We start from the raw sequence: 21570 nt of genomic DNA on the forward strand, positions 1-21570 counted from the left end.
TTTAAGAAAACGCTTTCATTTTAGGTGGCAGCCATTTTCTTAAACATGATTATCCCTAAAACATCCGGATCGTGTACAGAATTCCTCTTCCTCCCTAAGAAATATAGGTTACATTATCAGCCTATTTCATAGGGGAACGTGGGGTTGTTTATGAAAATCGTATATTTGGACGGCTTGAGAGGGCTTGCCGCCTTGATCGTGGTGGTATCTCATTTTTTTCAAGTGTTTGCACCGTCGGTTTTTGAGGGGAGGGAGGAGATCGAGCATTTCGCTTTTGAGGGGATTGCCGCGCGAACGCCGTTCAATCTGCTGTTTAACGGCAACTTCTCCGTCTGCCTGTTTTTTGTGCTCAGCGGATACGTGCTCAGCTATCGTTTTTTTGGAACAGGGGACAGGTTCATCGTTTATTCTTCCGCGATCCGCCGCTATTTTCGTCTGGCCGTGCCGGCTTTGGCATCCGTTTTCCTTGCATATCTGATCCTCGTATGGGATCTCGGGGCTTATGACAATATACGCGGGATGACGTTATCTTCGATGCCCGATCCGTTTGCCGCGGACGCCAATCTGCTGGTTATGCTGAAGGAAAGCTTGTTCCATACCTTTTTTACTTATGGCTCGCAGTACAATCCCGTGCTATGGACGATGACGTACGAGCTGTTTGGTTCGTTCATGATCTTCGTTTTTCTGATTGTTTGCGGCCGCCATCGGATTCGTTATGCCGTGTATGCAATCCTCATCTGTTTATTCATCGATTCCTACTATTTGGGATTCGTCCTGGGAATGCTGTTAAGCGATGTAAAGAACAGCGGAAGGGAGCGGCCGGCATTTATCCATCGGTCCTGGATCCAGCTCCTGCTGCTCTGCGCCGGTATTTACCTAGGCTCCTATCCTTATGTCGCACCGCAAGGAACGGTATATTCGATCCTCCAGTGGAGAACTGCCGATTTTGATTTCTTTGTGTTTTATCATGTAATCGGATCATTCCTGGTCCTGACGGCGCTGCTGCATTCAAGCCGAATGCAGTCGATATTCAGCCATCGTTTTTTTGCTTATTTGGGTAAAATCTCGTTCTCGCTGTACCTCGTTCACTTTACGGTGATTTGCTCGTTCGGAAGCTATGTCTTTCTGCAACTCAGCCCGTTTCTGGGTTATGGTCCCCGCGTGCTGCTTACCACGATTCTCACGTTTGCGGTTATCGCCGCGGTGGCCCATTGGTTTTACCGGCTCGTGGATGCCCGGATTCTGCTCGGGTTATCCAGGTGGAACAAAGCGTTATTCGCGTCTGGGAAGCTGAGAGGACGCAAGGGCCAAATACAGACGGAACAGACCATAAAGGCCGACTAGATACAGATTCGGTAACCTCCATCTTCTGAGCGAACAATGAAACGCAAAAAAACCTTCTCTTCGGGGATACCGGCCGGGCATACGCCCGGTCCATGCCGAGAAAGAGAAGGTTTTCTTTTTGTTTTTTCTTCAGGATCCGCTCGCATGGGTTTGCAACACATGCTGCCTGCGGTATGCGCCCGGCGTCATGCCGACGGCCTTCTTGAAGGTTCGGTTGAAGGAGGTGATGTTGAGATAGCCGACGCGCTGGCTGATCTCATTGACGGTCAGGTCGGTGCACGCCAGCAGCTCCTTCGCTTTGTTCATGCGGATGCCGAGGAGGTGATCGCTGAAGTTGAGACCGGTCTTCTCCTTGATATAAACGGAGAGGTAGGCGCTCGACAGGTTCAGTTTGGCTGACAGATAGTCCAGGGACAGATCATCGGCATACTGGTTATGGACAATGTTCATGAACATGGCGATAAGCGGCTCTTCCCCGGTATCCTTTTTCTTGCGGATGAGGGCACAGGAGGCTTCGACGAGCTGACGGAATACCCCACGGTAATCAGATAAACAATGGCATTCCGCCAATCTTGCGCTCCACTGCTTCAAGGATTGGACGGAGGTTTTGTCAATCTGGGCCATCTCCATATAACTTAGAATTTTGGAAGCCACGGAATCGGCGAAGAAACGGAATTGCGCGATGCCGGCCTCCTTGCGCTGCATGGCTTCAAGCGCTTGGTCGATGATCTGCAGGGAGCGGCCATGGCTGCCGGATTGCAGCGCATCGAGCAGTCCTTTTTCCTGCGGCGGACTCAGGTTGACGGTGGTAGGGAGTACCCGCTGCATGGTTACGATCTGTGATTCCTCGAGCAGCGGAGCCTGGGCAGTCAATCCTTTGACCTGATGGTAGGCTTGATTGAATTCGGACGAATCGCTTACCTGGGAGCTGACCGCAATCGTGACCAGGAACAATTCCTTCTCCTCGTTCAGCATATCCTTGATCTCCAGCAGCAATTCCTCCAGGCGGGCCGCTTCCTCCCGTTTGAAGATGGAGACGATCTCGTTCTTCTCGATCTGGAACGTATGGGAGCCCGGATAGCGTTCGGCCGTGATCAGATGAATATGCTCCAGCATATGGCGGACGGCCTGATCGGTTTGGAGGGGAAGCTCATAGACCGGATTCATCCGGAACCGGATATGGTACAGAACCACGATGAAGCTTCCGTCATCCGACAGGAAATCCTCCCATTCGCTGATATCGGTATTGATGCTCTTCAACTGACTGATATAAGAGTAACTGGTCAGGACGGACTTGTGTTTGTTCATGCGGTCCCGAATCTCTTCCTTCTCCCGGAACAGCTCCTGAATGCGGTTCTGGATCAGGTCGTATTCCGTGACGCTGCCGGTTTCCGGCATCGCCGAGCTGCTGGCTCTGTTCAGCACGGTCGTCAGGATCTGCTTCACCGGCTTATGCAGCCGCCGGCTGAGGAAATAGGATGCAGCCAGCGCTACCCCGAGCGATAGGCAGAAAATAAGCAGCAAACCGCCGGTTAACCGGCTCAGCTGGGAAGAGACATGGCTATAAGGTACGGCCGAGACATAGGTCAATCCGTCGGATCCGGCTTCCGCAAAATAGTAGGTTCCATCCTTTAGCACGGCTTTTTGACCGGCCTCGAACGGCGGCAGCTGATCCTGGTCCATGGAGCCCAGCGTGTACAGCACTTGGCCTTCGGCATTCAGAATGGCAAGCGCGCGATCGTTCGACTCGCCGAAGAAGGACTGGGCGGCCTTATCGATATCGATGAGGGCAATGACCTCATATGGACTGTCCGGCTGCTTGTAAACAAAAGGCATCAGCGTTTTCTCGGACAAATCGTTGTTGATTCGATAGGTTGACGCAGGGAGGAGCTTGAAGGATTCCGGATCGCCCGTATAACCGTTCCAGAACGAATAAGGGTACATCGGACTCGTATAGGAACGATTGAACATATAGGCAGCATCGCCGCTCCCGGATTTGCTGAGCACAAAATCAAACTCGCGAAGATAAATCAGGGTGTCCTCCAGAAAGAACAGCGGGTTATAGATATCGCTCCGCATCTGCATCATCACATCTCGTGCCTTCAAGTAATTGACTTCGTTTCCGGCATGGTGGCGAAGCTGATTATTGAAGCCAATTAATTCGGACTGGTTATATATATCGAACATTAATACCTGCAGCCTGCTGAATTGGTTGTTGAACCGTTCTGCCGTATCGTGAACCGACCGTTGGCTGTTATCGATGATTTCTTTTTGCAGGCTGGTCTTGAAGAGCTGGAAGATAACCGCATAGAACAATCCGAATAACACGATGATGGCCAGAAAGCTCAGAAAAATTTTAAAGAATACACTGTGGCTTTTATGCCGGATCCAATTCACAGTCTTCCCCCCTTTGTATTTTTCTGACGTTCCAGGTTTCATAACATTATATAGGACAAGTATTAAGGAATGTGCCCGAATCGTGTTAATCTTTCGTAAAAATGGGATAGTCAATATTTTAGATTTTAAGCATTGCTTTAGGAAAACGCGGCTTCCGCCCTTCCATCCAATGAAAGGCAAGACATCATTAAAATGGTCAATACCCCTCATGCTTTCGGGTCGTTTATGATGCAGACGTGGACCTTGGAACACAAAGGAGACGCATAGACGAAAGAGAGGGGATTGCCGATTTTGCAACGTCAGCTAAGCAACGTGGAAGCGCATTCAAAAATTCAAAGGAAAAGTGTCTGGCGAAGAACCATGATGCAGATGCGCAGAAACTGGCAGCTTTACGCTTTATTTGCACCGGTTCTGTTGTACTTCATTGTATTTCATTATGTACCCATGTATGGCGTCCAGATTGCATTCAAGGATTTTATGGCCAACAAAGGGATCATGGATAGCCCATGGGTGGGCTTCAAGCATTTTGAACGCTTTTTTGACAGCTTTTATTTCTGGCGCATTATTAAAAATACGATGGGTATCGGGTTATATGAGCTGGCGGTCGGATTTCCGATTCCGATCATTCTGGCCCTAATGATTAATGAAGCCAGATCGGGCCGGTTCCGCCGATTCGTACAAACGGTAACTTATGCACCTCATTTCTTGTCCACGGTCGTTGTTGTCGGAATGATCATGATGTTCCTGTCGCCGGTAAGCGGCCTCGTCAATTTGATTATCACCTCCTTCGGCGGAGAGCCGATTGCATTCATGACGGAGCCCTCCTGGTTCAAGAGCATTTATGTGTGGTCCGGCGTGTGGCAGGGCATGGGCTGGAGCTCCATCATCTATTTGGCGGCACTCGCCGGGATTGACCCGCAGCTGCATGAGGCGGCCAAGGTGGATGGTGCAGGCTGGCTTCGGCGAATCTGGCATATCAATCTGCCAGGGATCGCGCCCACGATGACGATTCTGCTCATTCTGAACATCGGTTCCGTTCTTGGCGTCGGCTTCGAGAAGATCTTCCTGATGCAAAATTCGCTTAATATGGAAGCGTCCGACGTCATCGCCACGAACGTATACCGGAGCGGTATACTGGGTGCCCAGTACAGCTTCTCGGCTGCGGTCGGCCTGTTTAACTCCATCGTCAACTTTATCATGCTGATTACCGTAAACCGGATTGCCCGAAAAGTCAGCGAGAACAGCCTATGGTAAGGAGGAATGATGGCATATGCCGCAAAGCCGCAGTGAACGAATAGCCGGAGTATTTATTTACATTATACTATCATTTATTACGCTCCTTGTGCTCTATCCTTTATTTTTTGTTCTGATTGCTTCCATCAGCGCCCCGGAAACGGTGATGCGGGGGGAAGTATGGTTATGGCCGAAGGAATTGTCGTTTGTCGGTTACGAACGATTATTTGCCAATTCGGATCTCATGCGGGGATTCATGAACACGCTGCTGTATACGACGACGGGAACGGCCTTGAATGTATTAATGACGATCGCGGCTGCTTATCCGTTATCCAGAGCCGATTTTAACGGACGCGGCATTTTTACGGCGATTATCGTATTCACCATGTTCTTCAGCGGGGGAATGATCCCGAATTACTTGCTGGTGAAGGAACTGGGGATGCTGGATACGATTTGGGCCATTATTATCCCTTCGGCGGTATCCGTATGGAACATCATTATTATGCGGACCTTCTTCCAGAGCTCCATTCCGAAGGAGATGCAGGAGGCGGCGTTTATCGATGGAGCTTCCAACATGCGGGTGCTATGGCGCATCGTCCTGCCGTTATCCGGTCCGATTCTGGCCGTGATGGTGCTGTTCTATGCCGTGGGCCACTGGAATTCGTATTTCAGCGCGCTGATCTACTTGTCCGACCGCGCGAATTATCCGATGCAGCTGTTCCTGCGCGAAATTCTGGTTCAGGGGCAAATGCAGGAGATGGTGGATATCAGCGACGATTCACTGGCTCGCAGCCTGATGGATGCGGAGGCGATCAAATATGCGGCGGTCATCGTGACGAATCTGCCGATGCTGCTGCTGTATCCGTTCCTGCAAAAGTATTTTGTGAAGGGTGTTATGATTGGTGCAATTAAAGGTTGATTACGGACAATCGATGAGGGGGATATGAAATTTATGGTGATGAAAAAATGGACTTCGCTTACTTTGGCTGCCGTGCTGGCCGCCGGATTGCTGGCCGGTTGTGGAAGCAAGAGCGGGGAGGGCGCAGCCGATAAGGGCGAAACGCCGCAGGCTAATTTTAACGAGACCGGAATGCCGATTGTGAACGAGCCCCTCGACCTTACGTTTTTCACAGGGAAGTCGCCAACGAACGGAAGCAAATTCGAGGAAACCCTTGTATGGAAAACCTACCAGGAAATGTCGAATGTAAATGTGACCTGGAACCTCATTCCATTCGATACGCTGACCGAGAAGCGGAACCTGGCGCTTGCAGGCGGGGATTATCCGGATGTATTCTATTCCGCAAGGGTCAGCTCCGCCGAATTGACCCGCTATGGGGAACAAGGAGTATTTATACCGCTGAACGATCTGATCGATCAATATGCTCCGAATTTCAAAAAGCTGATGGAGCAGTACCCGGATATTCGGAAAGGATTGACGATGCCGGACGGCAACATCTATTCCCTGCCTTCTTTCTATGATCCTGAACTGCTCTCCATGTTGATCGGCACCCCGATATGGATTAATCAGGAATGGCTCGATCAGCTCGGGATGAAAGAACCGCAAACGACCGAAGAATTCTATGCCTATTTGAAGGCGGTCAAGGAAACCGATCTGAACGGTAACGGACAGCATGACGAGATTCCATTCTCTTCCACAGGCATTACCGGGATCATCGATCATTTGAAAGGCTCTTGGGGACTTGGCACGAGCGGACTTGGCCATAAATTGGTGGATGTCGATCCGGACACTGGGAAATTGCGCTTTACCAAGGCCTTGCCGGAGTACAAGGAAATGCTTCAATTCGTCAACAAGCTGCACCAGGAAGGGCTGCTCGATAAAGAGATCTTCACGATTGAAGGCGGCGCGTTGAATGCGAAAGGGCAGGAGGGCCTGCTCGGTGCCACGATCGTGCCGAATCCGGAGATGGTCATGGGACGCAAAGAATACATCGGGCTCGGGGCGCTTAAGGGACCGCACGGTGACCAGCTCTATTCCCACGTCAAAGTGCCGATGGTTCACGTGGGTGCATTTGCGATTACCGATAAGAACCCGAATCCGGAAGCCACGATCCGCTGGATGGATTATTTCTATGGGGACGAGGGAGCGCAATTCTATTTCATGGGTAAAGAAGGCGAGACTTACACGAAGAATGCGGACGGTCAGCTGGAATATGTAAAAGAGATTACGGAGAATCCTAACGGATTAACGCAGGATCAGGCATTGGCCAAGAATTTCACTTGGCTCGGGGGCAGCTATCCGGGCTTTGTGCGGGAGAAATGGTTCAAAGCTTCGGAGACTCGTCCTAACGCCATGGCCGCTGCCGAAAAAGCAGAGCCGTATGCCGTGAAGGAGATCCTGTACAACTTTAACTTTACATTGGAGGAAACGGACGTCATGACCTCGATCGGTAAAGATATCGAGGATTACGTGAAGGAAATGGAAGCGAAATTCGTGAACGGCTCGGCCTCGTTCAGCCAATGGGAAGAGTATGTGAACACGCTGAACAAGATGGGATTGGACCGCTACATGGAAGTTTATCAGGCCGCATATGAGCGCTATCAAGCGGAGTAAACGAAAGATATGTAAATCCAAGGAGCGATTCGGGGAGTTTCCCGAATCGCGTTTTATTATTCAATTAGTGAAATATGCCAAAAGGGGTGATAAGGTCGTAGCAAGCGTATAACAAACTGGGAAAGCGGCCCGCTCAAGGAAACATCCTTGGTAGCGGACCGCTTTTGTCATGGTTGAAGTCGATGAGAATCAGAGTTCTTCCACATGGATGGTACAGAACAGCAGGGCGGTCCTGCCGGGCCCCAGCACCTGCATGCCGGTGATTTCCGGATCCATCCCCAGGTTGAAGGCATTGGTAGCGCAAGTATAAGGCTCAGGACATAGATAACCGCTCGCCTCATCGCCATTGTGCAGCACCCAATGCTTGAAGGCGTCATCCGCGCGGTAGGTAACCTGGAGGCCAGCCGCCGGATCGGTTAATACGGCTTCGTTACGGTCTTCCGGCATGGCAAGGAACAGGTCATCGAGCGGAAACTGGTTGACGGAAATGCCGTCCCGCAAGCCTCTGCTGCGGAAGTCATGCGCGAGCTCCCCGGTCGGCAGCACCCGGTCGTTAAGGACCCATCGTTTCCCGACAGGCGCCCGCAGCGTGCAGCGCTCCTGAGCTTCCGCATCCCCGAAGGGAAAGCGGAAGGTGGTATGATACCCCAATCCCCATGGAAAAGAGTGTTTGCTTTTGTTGCGGATTTCTGCCGTCTGCCTGAACGAAGCGCCGTCAATGCTCATGCGCAGAAGGATCGAGAACTCATGCGGAAATTGCGACATGACCGCAGGGCGGCCTCTCGAAGAGAACACGGTTTCGATCACGGCCCGATTCCCCTTGGTCCAGCAGCGTCCGACTTCCCATGCTTCGTCATGAACAAGTCCGTGCGCATGATTGTGATGCTGCGGCTCATTGATGCGGAATTGATAGGGGCGGCCTTTAAAGGTAAAGCTGCCGTTCTCGATCCGGTTGGGCGGAAATAAGACAGGCATGCCATATAAGAAGGGTGTCCGCTCATATTCCGTCATGGATGGCGGCGTGCGCAGCAATTCGGTGTCCGATGGTTTCCAGCGCAGCGAGATGACTCTGCTCCCCCATCCCGGAACCACCGTCATGGATAAGCGATCATTTTCGGCCCTCACTGCAGGCATGTCAAGAAAAGTGCATGATTCAACCGCTGGGCATGCCTCCATGTCACACCTGCTCAACCTGTCCGCTTAAGACGGAGCGATGGATGGCATGTACCAGCTTGGTATTCAGCAGGCCGGCAGCTGCGCCCGATTCGGGCATCGTATCCAGGCGGATATGATCGACAAAGGAATGGAGCATATAATGGGGCGCCGCGGTATATTGGCCGTTGATGGGCGTGCCGAGCGTATGGACATGACTGTAGACGCTGCCGCCCTTACGGACCATTTGATCGGATAAGTCGACATACAATGCCCCGTCCTCGCCGATGATCTCGACTTTGAAGTCATAGATCAGCGGCATCGATTCGGGCAGCACCCAGCTGGTCGTGAATGCTGCATGCGTGCCATCGTCGAAGGATACGATCGTTTGCATGGAATCGTAGGTGTCGATCCCCATCCCGGCCAATTTCTTCTTCGTCCCTACCGCGTAGACGCTGACCGGTAGCACCCCGCTCTTCAGCCATAAGGCAATATCCGTCGCATGCGGGAATAGGAACCAGCCCGGCGTGGATTCCCCGGCCCATTTCAGCATTTTGGTAGGCACGTAGATGGTGTCATTCAAGCGGGTGTTGATGGTCAGAATATGGCCAATGTCCCCATTCCGGACGGCTTCCTTAACCGCAACGAAAGGAGAATTCCAGCGATTCTCGAATGCGACGAGGCATTTGATGCCCGCTTTCTCTACCGCGGCGTACATTTCCTCGGCCTCCTCGACGGAGGTGGAGAAGGGTTTTTCGACCATGATATGGATGCCTTGCTCAGCCGCGAGCATAACGGGCTTTTTATGCAGGAAATCCGGCGTGGCAATCACGATGGCATCCAAAGCCTCGCTTTCGAGCATATCCTCAACTTGCAAATAGCCGGGAACCCCGTATTTCTCTATGCTCGCGTTCAGGGTAGTTTCATAAGCGTCGCTGACCGCGGCCAGCTCCGCATAAGGATTTTGGCTGAGGGTATCGGCGAACATGCTGCCGCGAATCCCCATGCCTACGATTCCGAATTTGATCATTGTGACCCCTCCTTGAATGGTTAGCTTTATTTAACGGCTCCGGCGGTCATTCCGCTGACCAGATGCTTTTGCAGCAGCCAGAACGCAATCACGATCGGAAGCGTGGTTATGACGGAGCCCGCCATGAGGTAGTCCCAGTTGACGACATACTGTCCCTGAAAGCTGGCGATGCCGACCGACAGCGTCCATTTGTCGTAATCGCTGATGAACGTCTGGGCAAACATAAACTCGTTCCAGCTGGTTAAGAAAGAGAAGATGCCGGTTACCACGAGTCCGGGAAGCGTGAGCGGGAGTAAAATCCGGATAAAGGTTGTGAAGCGGTTGGCACCGTCAACGCTCGCAGCTTCATCGATGGACTGGGATACGCTGTCGAAGTAGCCCTTCAGCATCCAGGTACAGAACGGTACCGCAAAAGTGGTATAGGCAATGACGAGACCCAGATGGGAGTTCAGCAGATTGTAATCCTTCATGATCAGGTACAGCGGAATAATGAGCAGCGAGCCGGGGAGCATCTGCGTCAACAAGATGATATATCCGAGCGACATCCGTCCCCGGAAACCGAACCGGGACATCGCATAGCCGCCAAAGGCGGAGATGATAAGAGAGAATACCGTCGTTAGCAGCGAGACAAACGCCGTATTGCCGAACCATTTCATAAAGTTGGCGCTGTCGTCCGCATGGGGATTCAGCATGCCCTTGTAGCCCTCCCAATGAAGCTCTTTAGGAAGATACGTCAGCGGCGTGCTGTAGATTTCGGCCTGAGGCTTCAACGAAGTCAGGATCATCCATAGGAAAGGGGATACGGCAAACAACGAAATGAGAACGGCGCATGCATATACGATGATTTTGCTGATCCCTTTGCTCATGACATCTCACCTGCCTTCGTTGCTTTCATGTACATCACGGTGAATACGATGGAGATGGCCAGCAGGATCATCCCCGCAGCGGAAGCCAAACCGAAGTCAAACGATTTGAACCCTGCCCTGTAGATAAAAATGGTCAGTATTTCGGTTACCCGGCTCGGTCCGCCCCCGGTGAGGACGTAGACGATGCCGAAATCCTTGATGGTCCAGATGATCAGCAGCAGGAAGACGATGACGGATACGGGCTTTAACATCGGGAAGGTAATGCTGAGAAACTGGCGCCATTTCGAGGCACCGTCGATTTCCGCCGCTTCGTACAAGCTTTTGGATATGCTCTGCAGACCGGCGAGCAGCATGATGGCGGCGAACGGGAAGCCCTTCCATACATTGACGAACATGGCTGCCCAGAGCGCGGTGTCGGCTTCGCCGAGGAAAGCGACCGGATTGGAAAACAGGTTGAGCTTCAGCAGGAGATCGTTGATCACGCCGAATTGGTAATCATACATCAGAATAAATACGAGACAAGCAACGACTTCAGGGACGGCCCATGGGATGATCACCAGCGCTCTTACGAGTCCTCGGCCCTTAAAGGGAATGTTCAGCAGGACGGCCGTACCGATTCCCAGCAGGAAACGCAGAACCACCGTCACGATAATGTATAGAAAGGTAATGCCCAACGATTTCAGGAAATGCCCCGACTGGATGGCGGCTGCATAGTTGTCCAAGCCTACGAAGGGATTGCCTTCGGCAATCGGCTTCGCAACCTTCCAGTACTGCACGCTCATGAGCGCCGATTTCAAAATCGGATAGAGGAGTACAAGAGCAACGGTAATGGCCAGCGGCGCAATAAATAAATAGGCGGCTGTATTTTTTTTGAAATGCCGTTTTTCCTCCAGCCATAATCGCTTGGCCTTCGAAGCTCTCTTCAACGGCAAGGGAGTTTGCCTGCTTGTCACATCCGTTCGCGTTGGATTCATTCCCCCACCTCCTTATGATGTAAGTGCCACCCGGCAGTGGAGCCGGGCAGCTTCAATCGTTTGATGTATTCGACTGCCTCTTAATGCATCGTGTCTTTCATCTGCTCAGCCGCGCTATCCAGCGCCGTCTTGGCGTCTTTCATGCCGACGAACATCTCCTGCGCGGCATTGATCAGGATTTGGGACAGGGAGCCGAGTTCAGGGATGGGCGGGTCCATCACGGCCGGGGCGTATACATTCTCCTGGAAATCGAAGAATTGGGCAGCCAGCGGATTCTCCGCTTTGTATTCTTCGGATTCGGCGTATTCCTTGCTGCTCGGGATCATGCCGGAACCGGCAATAATTTGCTGCGCTTCCCGGGAGGTCATCCATTCAAGGAACTCCCAAGCTTCGTCAGGATGCTTGCTGTCTTTGGAAATCATCGACACGATCGGATAATTGTGCGGGTTCGGTTTATAGGTTTGGCCTTCGTATACGACGGAAGGCTGCGGCATGAGCCCCAGGTCGTCCATTAAAGCTTCATCGCGTTCTTTGGTCATGCCGATAAACCAAGGACCATCCATCATCATGCCGGCCTGGCCGTTCCAGAACATCTCGCGGCTGACCTTCTTGTCGCGGGTTCCCGGAGGCGTGGCCTGCGGGTTCTTGATCAGATCCTGCCACCACTCCGCTGCCCAAACGTTTGGTGCGGAATTGACGTTAATCCGGTCGGCCTCGTAAGGGCCAGCTTCGCCGTCCGGGAAGTAAATGCCTCCCGATACGGGACGAGCGAGCAGCCGGTACCATTCCGAGGCGATAAAGGGATGGGTGCCGATGACGCTGGAGAACCCGTATTGTCCGTCTTTAACACCGCCAAGCTGTATGGCGGCTTCTTTGAAATCATCCATCGTTTGAATGGAGGCCGGATCGATTCCGGCGGCTTCGAACATCGATTTGCTGTAGAAAATGCCGGTTGATCCCCATGCGTAATTGGATAAGGCATAATAAGAGCCGTCCACCTTGCTCAGTTCCTGTCCGACAAGCTTGTCCTCAAGTCCGCTCGCTTGAATCTTCTCGTCGAGATTCACGAAGGTGCCCCCGCTCTGCAGCGCATTATAGGTGGCGATATTCTCCGGGTATACCTGAACGATGTCGCCCTGCGTACCTGCCAGAATCTCGGTGGTCAGTTTATCCCAGTAATTCTCGTAGTCTGTTCCATGAACTTTGATGGTGACGTTAGGGTGGGTTTCATTGTATTTGGCAATGAGTGCATCGATTGCCTTCTTATGAGGCTCTTCGGCGTATACCGACGTCTCGAACGAGATCGTAATTGGATCGCCGTCGGACGGGGCGTTGCTTGCGGAGGCCGGTTCCTTGCCACCCGAGCAGGCGCTTAATACGGTTGATAACGTAACGGCTGCAGCGATCAGCGCCGTCCATCCCTTTTTCTTTCTGTTTCTGTCTACCATTGCTAGTTCATCCCCTTCTGGTTTTTTGGTTATGGTGGAAAGCGCGGTGAGGCGCCGTTCCTTGCCCTTAATAAAAACACCTGCTGCCAGGCCAGACAACAAACACTTTTCTCTTAACAAACCGAAAGGCGAATCTAGTGTTAGTGTAAACGTTACCGCGATGGCAATTTAAATAACACTGGAAAATGTATGTAATATAAATCACAAAAAACTTTTCTCTACCCGGAACTATTTTCTACTTTGCGCCCGATGGGAATGGCTGCGCGGGCAGGAGCCACTACGGCATAAACGGGAAAAGGCCGAGGGACCATGTTATGTCCTTCTCGACCTTCGTTTGATGTTTAGGTTCTGCGCCGTTTTATTTGCCTTTGCGGTAATCCATCGGGGGGACGCCGGTAATTTTTTTGAAAGTCCTGGCAAATGAAATCGGGCTGCTGTAACCGACCCTCTCCGTAATTTCCTGTACAGACAATGCGCTTTCCGTGAGGAGCCGTTTCGCTTCCTGAATTCGTAAATCAATCAAAAAGTCCACGAATTTCAAGCCGTACTCTTCCTTGAACAATCTGCTCAAATATTTGCCGCTGATCCCGAACTTGTCCTGCAGGTAATCAAGGGATAGTTCCGCCTTCGTATAATGCTTTTCAATATAGGCCTTAACCTCTTGGACGAGGTTTCCCTGGCTTCGCAGATTCCGCTGCGTATCCAGCCGTTCGGCAAATTGCTCCAGAAGCTGAAGCACCATCTGCGTCCAATCCTCCGGCAGGTCGATTTCTTTTTGAACCCGGTCCAGTGCCGGCATCGTTTCTGTTTTCCAGAGCAGGTAGTATTCGTCGTTCATTCCGGAAGCCGTTTTGTTCAGATGGTAGGTCAGGTAGTGCAGCACGCTGCTTGCGCCCCGGCGCGATATGCCTTCTTCCAGCATGTTCTGAAAGAGCGCCTGCATATCCGTCTTCCACTTGGCTTCTTGGAGTCGGAAGGCGTCAACGATCCGGTCAACCTTTTGAAAATAATGAAAACTATGATCCTTCGATAAGGGATCGGACGAATAAGGAATGATCATGGCACTTCGATTGACGGGCTTCGTTTGCAGGGCATCCAATGCCTCATGGTATGAATCATGCAGATTGTCCGGATGCTCGACCGGCTCCCCGAGGCCGACGGATAAGGTGAACGATAAGGCATCGGCAAATCGGCGCTGGCATTCTTCCGCGAAGGAGAGTGCCTCGAATGCCAGCTTCTCCGCTTCTGGCGATATGACCAGAATGCAAGCAAGCTGGTGCAAGGATACCCAGAGCAGCTTCACCTCGCAGGCATGATCCGACGCCGCTTCCAGGATGATGGTTTCGATGGCTTTTTGCTGAGTGCCATGCTGCATCTGACCGTAATTTGCGCTCCACTCGGAACGGTGATCCACTTCCAGGACAAAAACCAGCTGCTTGCCAAACAGCACGGGCAGGCCATGCTTGGCCGATTCCTTCTCCCATTCCTTCAAATCGAAGGAACGCGTCCCTTCCAGCAACTCATACACGAAAAAATTTTGCTGGGCCTTCAAATCCTCCTCGAACTGAAGCTGGAATCTTGCGTTCTGATCAATCATGTTTTGCAATTTAGAATTGATGAACGTAAATTCGTTTTTATGGATTTCCTCCGGGGCGTCCTCCTTGGAGGATAGCTGCTGCAGCTGGTTGACCAGGCGCTGAATGGGCCTGTAATTTTGCAGCGTCACGTAGACGATCCAGGCGACCGAAACGGCACAGAGAAGCAAACCGGCAATAAACCAAATATTCGATAGGCTGATGATGAAATTGAAGGTATCCGCTCCTTGAACGCTGCTAACGATGCGCCAGCCCGTATAGTCGGAATTCGCTTCCGACTGAAGGGCGCCGTTGCTGGTTCCGCTCCTGCTGACGGAAGTCTCCGATTTTGCCATATCGAACACGCTGTTCCCTTGTGTATCATATAGGCTTAGTATGCGGGAAGACGGGTCGTGCATTTGAAGAAGCATTCCCTGCAGGGCGTCAGCGCTTACATTAACGACGATTAACCCATGATGCTTGGAGAAGATGGAAACGCTGCGCGTCAATGAGACGACGGGGACCCCTTTGTCGGACGGAAGCTCCTTATACAGCCTGGTATCCGACCAATGGCTGTTGGGTGCTTCCAGCTTGGAGCGGATGAAGGCGTTATCGGCATATTGATCCAAGGAATAGCTTGTGCTTTCATTGAGGACTTGATTATGATCCGCTTGAACCATGTAAATGGAATGAATCAGAGGATTGGTCATTTTTAAATCGCGCAATAGATTCATCACGTCCACCTGAAGGGGCAGATCCTTTTCCGTGCTTCTGGAGAAAAAGGAGATGACCTTTCGATTGCGCAGCATCTCAAGCGAAATTTTCTGATCCAGGGAAGACAACGACGTATCGATCATCAGCATCGCTTGCTGGGTTACGAAAGCATTGGAACGTTCGGCATCCTTTCGGTTGCTTTCGCTCAATGATTGGAAAAAGACGAAAAATAAAAAGGCGGGGACGATCAGAAAAGCAGGGATATACAGCATAAGCATCCGCGTAAACCAGTTACGATTCATGTTGGTTCCTCTTTCCTAGGCAAACATAAATGATATGCACACGTTATGGCCTTCGAATAGTCATGAATAGATCTTCGGCTGTTATTCTTGTGAAGTGTTTGTGTTACAAATAGCAATTCTTTATGTTAGTTTATCAGACATCATGTCGATTTGACTACAATATTGTCGGAAATGTGACAAAGAAACATGATGTATGGTGGATTTTTCCATTAAACATGATAAAATTCAAGAAACGGTTCAACCGAAGACTTGCGTTGTATATCCGACATGCTAATCGATAGAAAATGGAGGAGGACGCAGCCAATGGAGCCAAAGACAACTTTCAGCGATATTCCCAAAGGATTCGCGGCGTGGTTTTTTAAGCAGAGGCGCAGATATACGTCAAACAAGAAGATCGAATGGATGGTTGAGCGGCTGTTCCAAGGTCTTCTTATCGTTTGGGGGATCATTCTCATTCGGTGGTTCATCCTGATCACGATTGCAACATTGCGGCATTTCGGGGTTTTTGATTGAAGAGGTGAGATGATCCGAGGCTGGCGCATGTTATAAGCAGACCGAAATACATATGGAAGAAAAGAATAAGGAAGCCGCCAGCTCGAATGCAGCTGCTGCTCTGGGAAGCCCGACTTGGAGGTCGAGGCTTTTTTTTTGCTGCTCGGAGCCATTTTACATAAACCGCGACTGATGTTGAGCATCCGTTAACACTTCCTCCTTACACTTGAATGTAAATAAGGTAGAAGAGGGGATATGGAGTTGAAGCATAAAAGCATGAAAGTAGTCTCGCTGTTGATGGCAGCGGAAATCACGATGGCCTCTCTATTTTCGGGGGGCAGCGTGAATGCTGGCGAGGGGCAGGAATTGCTCCAGACCGCCAGCATGGAGACGACATCACAAGATGCAGCTATAGCTGCCGTGGATTTGGGCATTACCGATATGATCTTTCCGGATGCATATGCGGATGAGCCGTATGCGGTCACCGTAGAGGTATATGGTGGACAAGCGCCGTATACGTTCTCCGCGACAGGTTTACCGGCAGGCTTGACCCTTGCGTCCGATACGGGAGCCATTTCAGGTACGCCTGCGGCTGGCCAAGAGGGCGAGCATACGGTTGAGGTAACGGTACAGGATAGTGCAGCCTTACCTGCTACGGCCCAGTCGGTTGTGAAATTGCAAATATTGGGCAAGCGTCCCGCACCTGTGGCCGACAAGCTGGCCATGAAGATGATCGGACATTATTCCGTAGGTACTTCCAACAAGGATGGCGGCGTAGCGGAGATTGTAAAATACAACAAAGATAACGGGAAGCTCTATTTGGTTAACGGATCGACCCAGCCGGCCAGTCTCGAAATCGTGTCTCTAGGCGCCGATGGCAGCTTGGTTAAGGACAAGCAGATCCATGTAGAAGATTTGGCGAACACGGGCGGTTTCCTGTATGGAGACTTGACCAGCGTGGATATCAACACCAAGACGAAGCAGGTCGTGGTTGCCGTTCAGGAGCAGGATCATACGAAAGCCGGCAAGGTCCTGGTGCTGGACTATGACGGCGGCTTGATCGGATCCTATGAAACCGGCGTTCAGCCGGATATGGTCAAGTACACGTCCGATGGCCGTTATATCCTGACGGCGGATGAAGGCGAGCCCCGCACGGAGACCGCACAGGATCCGGAAGGAAGCATCACGATTATCGATACTTTGGCTGGCGAAGTAAGCCATTTGAAGTTCGATGACCCGTCGATCATTGACGATCGGGTGCATATTCGCGGGAATGTAGAAGCGGACGGCCAAATTCGCAGCACCGGAACGAAAAACGATGCCGTCCATGATCTGGAGCCCGAATACATCGCATTGTCGGAGGACGAGCTGACAGCGTACGTGGCCCTGCAGGAAAACAATGCGATAGCCGTGGTCGATATCGCCTCGAAGCGGGTTCAATCGGTCCGGGGACTCGGATATAAGGATTTCAATCAACCGGAAAATCAGCTCGACCTCCTGAAGGATGGACAAATCAAGTTTGAGAATGTTCCTTTTTACGGCATGTATATGCCGGACGGAATTGCGACCTACAGCGTGAACGGGCAGCAGTATATTCTGTCCGCGAACGAAGGGGACGCTACCGGCTGGGATGACCGAAGCAATGAAAGCGACATCGGCAAAATGAAATCCAATCTGGATCCATCGTCGCCGGCAGCCCAATTCCTGGCTGGCAAAGGGACAACCTATGACAAGGTTGAAGTTGCGAGCGATATGGGCAATGAAGGGCTGTATCTGTACGGGGGGCGTTCCTTCTCCATCTGGAATGCGGCGGATTTGTCCCAGACATACGACAGCGGCAGTGATTTTGAGAAGATTACGGCGGAGCGCTTGCCGAATCATTTCAATGCAAGCAATGACAAAACCGATCTGGACAGCCGCAGCGCCAAGAAAGGCCCGGAGCCGGAATATGTTGCCGTGGGCAAGGTCGGACAGAAGACGCTGGCTTTTGTCGGACTGGAGCGCATTGGCGGCGTCATGACCTATGACGTAACGGATCCGGCCGCGCCGGCGTTCCTGAACTACTTCAACTCGCGGGATTTCAACGGAGGCATCCAATCGGATTCCGGACCGGAGGGACTGGACTTTATTCCGGCTTCGGACAGCAAAACAGGACGCCCGCTGCTGCTGGTTGCGAATGAAGTTAGCGGAACGGTGGTGCTGCTGGAGCTTCAGGTGACCAAAATTACGGTGGATAAGCCATCGCTCACGTTGAAAACGGGCGGGTCCCCGGAACCGTTGCAAGCAAGCGTTGAGCCCGTTCAGGGCGGATCGGCCGAGCTGGCTTGGCGTTCCTCCGACGAAACGGTAGCCGCCGTGGACCAAAACGGCCTGGTTACGCCGGTATCCGCAGGAGAAGCCGTGATCACCGTCCTGAGCAAGGATGGCTACGGTTCGGCGGAAGTATCGGTTAACGTAACGGACGGTTCGCCGGATGGAGAACCGTGGAAGTTAACGGTGATGCATACCAACGATACCCATGCGCATCTGGCGGAAGTGGCCAGACGGGCTACGCTGGTTCAGGAGATCCGCAGCGAAGGCGGAAACAGCCTGCTGCTGGATGCTGGGGACGTCTTTTCCGGCGATCTGTATTTCACCAAATGGTTTGGGCTGGCTGATCTGGCCTTCATGAACTATATGGGGTATGACGCGATGACGTTCGGTAACCATGAATTCGATCAAGGCACCAAGACGCTTGCGGATTTCGTGAGCAAGGCGCATTTCCCGCTCGTCAGCGCGAACGTGGATCTTAGCCGCGACGCTAACATTTCACATTTGATTAACAAGCCGGCGGTTATCGATACCGATCAGCCCAAGACGACGGCAAATAGCGGGGTATACCCATACGTGATACTGCTGGTTGACGGCCAGAAGGTCGGGGTGTTCGGCTTAACGACCGAAGATACCGCGGAAACCTCCAGCCCGGGTAAAGACGTGGTCTTCCGTGACGCGGTGAACTCGGCTCAGGCTACCGTTGAGGCGATGGAGAAGGAGGGGCTGGACAAGATCATCGCCCTGTCCCATCTAGGGTACGCCAAAGATCTGGCGCTGGCCGAAGCCGTCGAAGGCATCGACCTCATCGTCGGAGGTCATACCCATACGACGCTAAACGCGCCGGAAGTGGTGACGGACAGTCAGCATCATACCCCTACCGTCATCGTTCAAGCGAATGAATGGGGCAAGTTCCTCGGCCGGGTAGATCTGCAGTTTGATAAAAACGGCGTTGTTCTCGTGGGAGACGGCGAACTTGGCGGGAAGCTGATTCCGGTAGACAACACGGTCCAGGAAGACACGCAAGCGAAGGATATGCTGGCTCCTTACAAAGCGGAATTGGAAGAACTGATGAAGCAGGTTATCGGCATTGCCGGAGTCGAGCTTGACGGCAAACGCGAGAATGTCCGCTCCAAGGAGACGAACCTGGGCAATCTGATTGCCGACGGCATGCTGGCTAAAGCCAAAGAGCTGAAAAACGCCGATATTGCCCTCACGAATGGCGGAGGCATCCGCGCCGCGATTGATGAAGGTGATATTACGATGGGCGAGCTGCGTACGGTGATGCCTTTCGGAAATACGCTGTTTGTTATGGACGTCACCGGACAGCAGCTGAAAGACGGGCTGGAAAACGGAATAAGCGGTGCCAAACTGGCGGATCTGCCAGGGAAGTTCCCGCAAATCGCCGGGATGAAATTCAAGTGGGATCCCAGCGCTCCGGCAGGCGATAAAGTGTTCGACGTACAGATCATGAAAGACGGCAGCTACAAACCTCTGGTATTGACCGAAACGTACCGGATGGCAACGAACAGCTTTGTAGCCAAGGGCGGAGATGGATATAAATCCTTTGCCGATGCGATTGCCGAAGGGAAATACAACGAGGATCTGGGTTACCCGGATTATGAAATTTTCATGGAGTATGTGAACAAGCTGGGCGGTAAGGTATCGCCGAAGGTCGAGGGCCGAATTACGGAGCAGAAGAAGCCGGCGAATCCTGGCGACGGCTCTTCTCCCGGATCAGGATCAGGCGGTTCGGGAGGCGGCTCGGTAACGCCGCCGACAACGCAGCCTAATCCTCCTGCTACTGGCGGAAATGCATCCGAGCCAAACGTGATGACAGGCAATAGTTTGAATATCAGCGCTGCTGCAGGCGGAATGACTGACCACATTACGGTAAAGGAAGAGGCGTGGAAAAAGGCCGTGACCGGCTTGTCCGCGAACGGGCAGCAGGAACTGATTATTCGGGCTCCTGAACTGAACCGTGCCGCGGAGCTGTCCCTTCCGGCAGCAGGCCTGAAGCAGGCCATGGAACGGAATCCGAAGGCAACCCTGGTGCTGGAGACCGCACTTGGAGCCTTCCGTCTTCCGATAACGGCTCTGCCTCTGGATGAGGCTCTGGAGACGGCACAAGGGTCCGGCGGCATCCAGGTGAAGGTGTCGGTGGCTCCGGCAGCAGGCAAGGTAGCGGACGCTATGACAAGCAAGGCCTCTTCCATGGGCGCCTCGTTGGCAGCGAATGGAGGACTGCGGTTCGGTGCAGCGGTTGGAGCGCCTGGCGCAGAGCAGGAACTGAAGGATTTCGGGAAGCGCGTCATCAGCCGTATCATGCCGCTGCCGGCAGGGATGAATCCGGATTCGCTTGCTGCCGTCATTTATGATGAAGCGGCGGGGACTTTCCGGTTTGTACCGGCCGTAAGGACGACATGGAACGGTAAAGCGGCGATCGAAGTCAAGCATGCCGGAAACGGCGTTTATGCGCTGCTGCAATACAAGAAGACGTTTGCGGATCTTGACGGCCACTGGGCGCAATCGGAAATCGAATCGATGGCTTCCAAGCTGCTCGTGAACGGAGTCAACGCGGACTCCTATGCACCGGGCAAGGCGATCACGCGAGCTGAATTTACGGCCATGCTCGTCCGTGCGATGGGGCTCAGCCCGGTCATCGAGAGCGGTGCATTCAAGGATGTTCAGGATCATTCCGCGTATGCCGGCGAGATTGGCGCAGCCTCGCGCTACGGCTTGATCGAGGGCGGCAACGGCGGTGCCTTCTCGCCGAATGCCAGCATGACCCGTGCGGAAATGGCTGTAATGATCACCCGGGCCATGGAGGCGGTGAATCCTGCAGATCTATCGAATCAGGGTGCGAATGCCGCTGTCGGATTCAAGGATCAGGCATCCATCCCGGCATGGGCGGCTGCCCATGTGGCCAGTCTTACTAAGCAAGGCATCGTACAGGGTGACAACCATGGCAATTTCGGAGCACTCGATTCGGTCACGCGTGCGCAAGCAACGCTGATTCTGAACCGGGCTCTGGTCCAACTGAAATTCGTCGACTAGAATGAATTGAAGTCATCAACCGACAAGACCGTCCTTAAGGTTCTCCAGGAGCCTTGGGACGGTCTTTTTTATAGGTTTGACTATAAAAGCACGCTGCTATATGAA

Annotated in this window: 13 protein-coding genes; 6 read left to right on the top strand and 7 right to left on the bottom strand. The window is 52.4% G+C overall.

Annotation, left to right across the window (positions count from 1 at the left end; genetic code table 11):
• Positions 1-150 precede the first annotated feature (150 nt).
• Positions 151-1344, top strand: coding sequence for an acyltransferase family protein (locus tag GYMC10_RS06415; RefSeq protein WP_036662614.1), 1194 nt, complete (start codon positions 151-153; stop codon positions 1342-1344).
• Positions 1345-1473: 129 nt separating this feature from the next.
• On the opposite strand, the gene GYMC10_RS06420 is transcribed toward GYMC10_RS06415, so the two are convergent.
• Complete coding sequence (locus GYMC10_RS06420) at positions 1474-3741, bottom strand: helix-turn-helix domain-containing protein (protein ID WP_012819405.1); 2268 nt, start codon at positions 3739-3741, stop codon at positions 1474-1476.
• Positions 3742-4104: 363 nt separating this feature from the next.
• Between GYMC10_RS06420 and GYMC10_RS06425 the strand changes: the two genes are divergently transcribed.
• From GYMC10_RS06425 to GYMC10_RS06435, 3 genes are read left to right on the top strand one after another with little or no spacing between them, the layout of a single operon-like run.
• Positions 4105-4995 carry an ABC transporter permease gene (locus GYMC10_RS06425; protein ID WP_254778116.1) on the top strand — a complete coding sequence of 297 codons (891 nt, stop codon included), beginning with the start codon at positions 4105-4107 and terminating at the stop codon, positions 4993-4995.
• Positions 4996-5011: 16 nt separating this feature from the next.
• On the top strand, positions 5012-5893 hold the full coding sequence (locus GYMC10_RS06430) for a carbohydrate ABC transporter permease (protein WP_009595368.1): 882 nt from the start codon (positions 5012-5014) through the stop codon (positions 5891-5893).
• 33 nt (positions 5894-5926) lie between these two features.
• On the top strand, positions 5927-7546 hold the full coding sequence (locus tag GYMC10_RS06435) for an extracellular solute-binding protein (RefSeq protein ID WP_041621937.1): 1620 nt from the start codon (positions 5927-5929) through the stop codon (positions 7544-7546).
• 189 nt (positions 7547-7735) lie between these two features.
• Here the strand turns inward: GYMC10_RS06435 and GYMC10_RS06440 are convergent, their stop codons facing one another.
• From GYMC10_RS06440 to GYMC10_RS06465, 6 genes are all read right to left on the bottom strand, one after another.
• A complete protein-coding gene (locus GYMC10_RS06440; protein WP_012819407.1) occupies positions 7736-8722 on the bottom strand; it encodes an aldose 1-epimerase in 987 nt (328 codons plus the stop codon).
• Position 8723: 1 nt separating this feature from the next.
• A complete protein-coding gene (locus GYMC10_RS06445) occupies positions 8724-9728 on the bottom strand; it encodes a Gfo/Idh/MocA family protein (RefSeq protein ID WP_012819408.1) in 1005 nt (334 codons plus the stop codon).
• A gap of 26 nt (positions 9729-9754) precedes the next feature.
• Positions 9755-10594, bottom strand: a complete 840-nt coding sequence (locus GYMC10_RS06450; RefSeq protein WP_012819409.1) for a carbohydrate ABC transporter permease — start codon at positions 10592-10594, stop codon at positions 9755-9757.
• Positions 10591-11568, bottom strand: coding sequence for a carbohydrate ABC transporter permease (locus tag GYMC10_RS06455; protein ID WP_012819410.1), 978 nt, complete (start codon positions 11566-11568; stop codon positions 10591-10593). The genes GYMC10_RS06450 and GYMC10_RS06455 overlap by 4 nt, the downstream gene beginning before the upstream one ends.
• 80 nt (positions 11569-11648) lie before the next feature.
• Positions 11649-13016: an ABC transporter substrate-binding protein gene (locus GYMC10_RS06460; protein WP_012819411.1), complete on the bottom strand. Its 1368-nt coding sequence runs from the start codon at positions 13014-13016 to the stop codon at positions 11649-11651.
• A 358-nt stretch (positions 13017-13374) separates the two neighbouring features.
• The gene (locus GYMC10_RS06465; RefSeq protein ID WP_012819412.1) at positions 13375-15606 is read right to left on the bottom strand and encodes a helix-turn-helix domain-containing protein; all 2232 of its coding nucleotides are present in this window, start codon (positions 15604-15606) and stop codon (positions 13375-13377) included.
• Between the two features lie 303 nt (positions 15607-15909).
• Here GYMC10_RS06465 and GYMC10_RS06470 point away from each other — a divergent pair, with 303 nt between their 5' ends.
• Both GYMC10_RS06470 and GYMC10_RS06475 read left to right on the top strand, forming a co-directional pair.
• A complete protein-coding gene (locus GYMC10_RS06470) occupies positions 15910-16119 on the top strand; it encodes a hypothetical protein (protein WP_036662393.1) in 210 nt (69 codons plus the stop codon).
• A 234-nt stretch (positions 16120-16353) separates the two neighbouring features.
• Positions 16354-21465 carry a choice-of-anchor I family protein gene (locus tag GYMC10_RS06475; protein ID WP_041621938.1) on the top strand — a complete coding sequence of 1704 codons (5112 nt, stop codon included), beginning with the start codon at positions 16354-16356 and terminating at the stop codon, positions 21463-21465.
• Positions 21466-21570: the final 105 nt, after the last annotated feature.

This window comes from Paenibacillus sp. Y412MC10 (assembly GCF_000024685.1).
Taxonomy (GTDB): Bacteria; Bacillota; Bacilli; order Paenibacillales; family Paenibacillaceae; genus Paenibacillus_AQ; species Paenibacillus_AQ lautus_A.

Bases quoted from the DNA above. Each gene is read 5' to 3' on its own strand.
- GYMC10_RS06415 (WP_036662614.1), top strand. From the start codon at position 151: ATGAAAATCGTATATTTGGACGGCTTGAGAGGGCTTGCCGCCTTGATC.
- GYMC10_RS06425 (WP_254778116.1), top strand. From the start codon at position 4,105: ATGCAGATGCGCAGAAACTGGCAGCTTTACGCTTTATTTGCACCGGTT.
- GYMC10_RS06430 (WP_009595368.1), top strand. From the start codon at position 5,012: ATGCCGCAAAGCCGCAGTGAACGAATAGCCGGAGTATTTATTTACATT.
- GYMC10_RS06435 (WP_041621937.1), top strand. From the start codon at position 5,927: ATGGTGATGAAAAAATGGACTTCGCTTACTTTGGCTGCCGTGCTGGCC.
- GYMC10_RS06440 (WP_012819407.1), bottom strand. From the start codon at position 8,722: ATGGAGGCATGCCCAGCGGTTGAATCATGCACTTTTCTTGACATGCCT.
- GYMC10_RS06445 (WP_012819408.1), bottom strand. From the start codon at position 9,728: ATGATCAAATTCGGAATCGTAGGCATGGGGATTCGCGGCAGCATGTTC.
- GYMC10_RS06450 (WP_012819409.1), bottom strand. From the start codon at position 10,594: ATGAGCAAAGGGATCAGCAAAATCATCGTATATGCATGCGCCGTTCTC.
- GYMC10_RS06455 (WP_012819410.1), bottom strand. From the start codon at position 11,568: ATGAATCCAACGCGAACGGATGTGACAAGCAGGCAAACTCCCTTGCCG.
- GYMC10_RS06460 (WP_012819411.1), bottom strand. From the start codon at position 13,016: ATGGTAGACAGAAACAGAAAGAAAAAGGGATGGACGGCGCTGATCGCT.
- GYMC10_RS06465 (WP_012819412.1), bottom strand. From the start codon at position 15,606: ATGAATCGTAACTGGTTTACGCGGATGCTTATGCTGTATATCCCTGCT.
- GYMC10_RS06470 (WP_036662393.1), top strand. From the start codon at position 15,910: ATGGAGCCAAAGACAACTTTCAGCGATATTCCCAAAGGATTCGCGGCG.
- GYMC10_RS06475 (WP_041621938.1), top strand. From the start codon at position 16,354: ATGGAGTTGAAGCATAAAAGCATGAAAGTAGTCTCGCTGTTGATGGCA.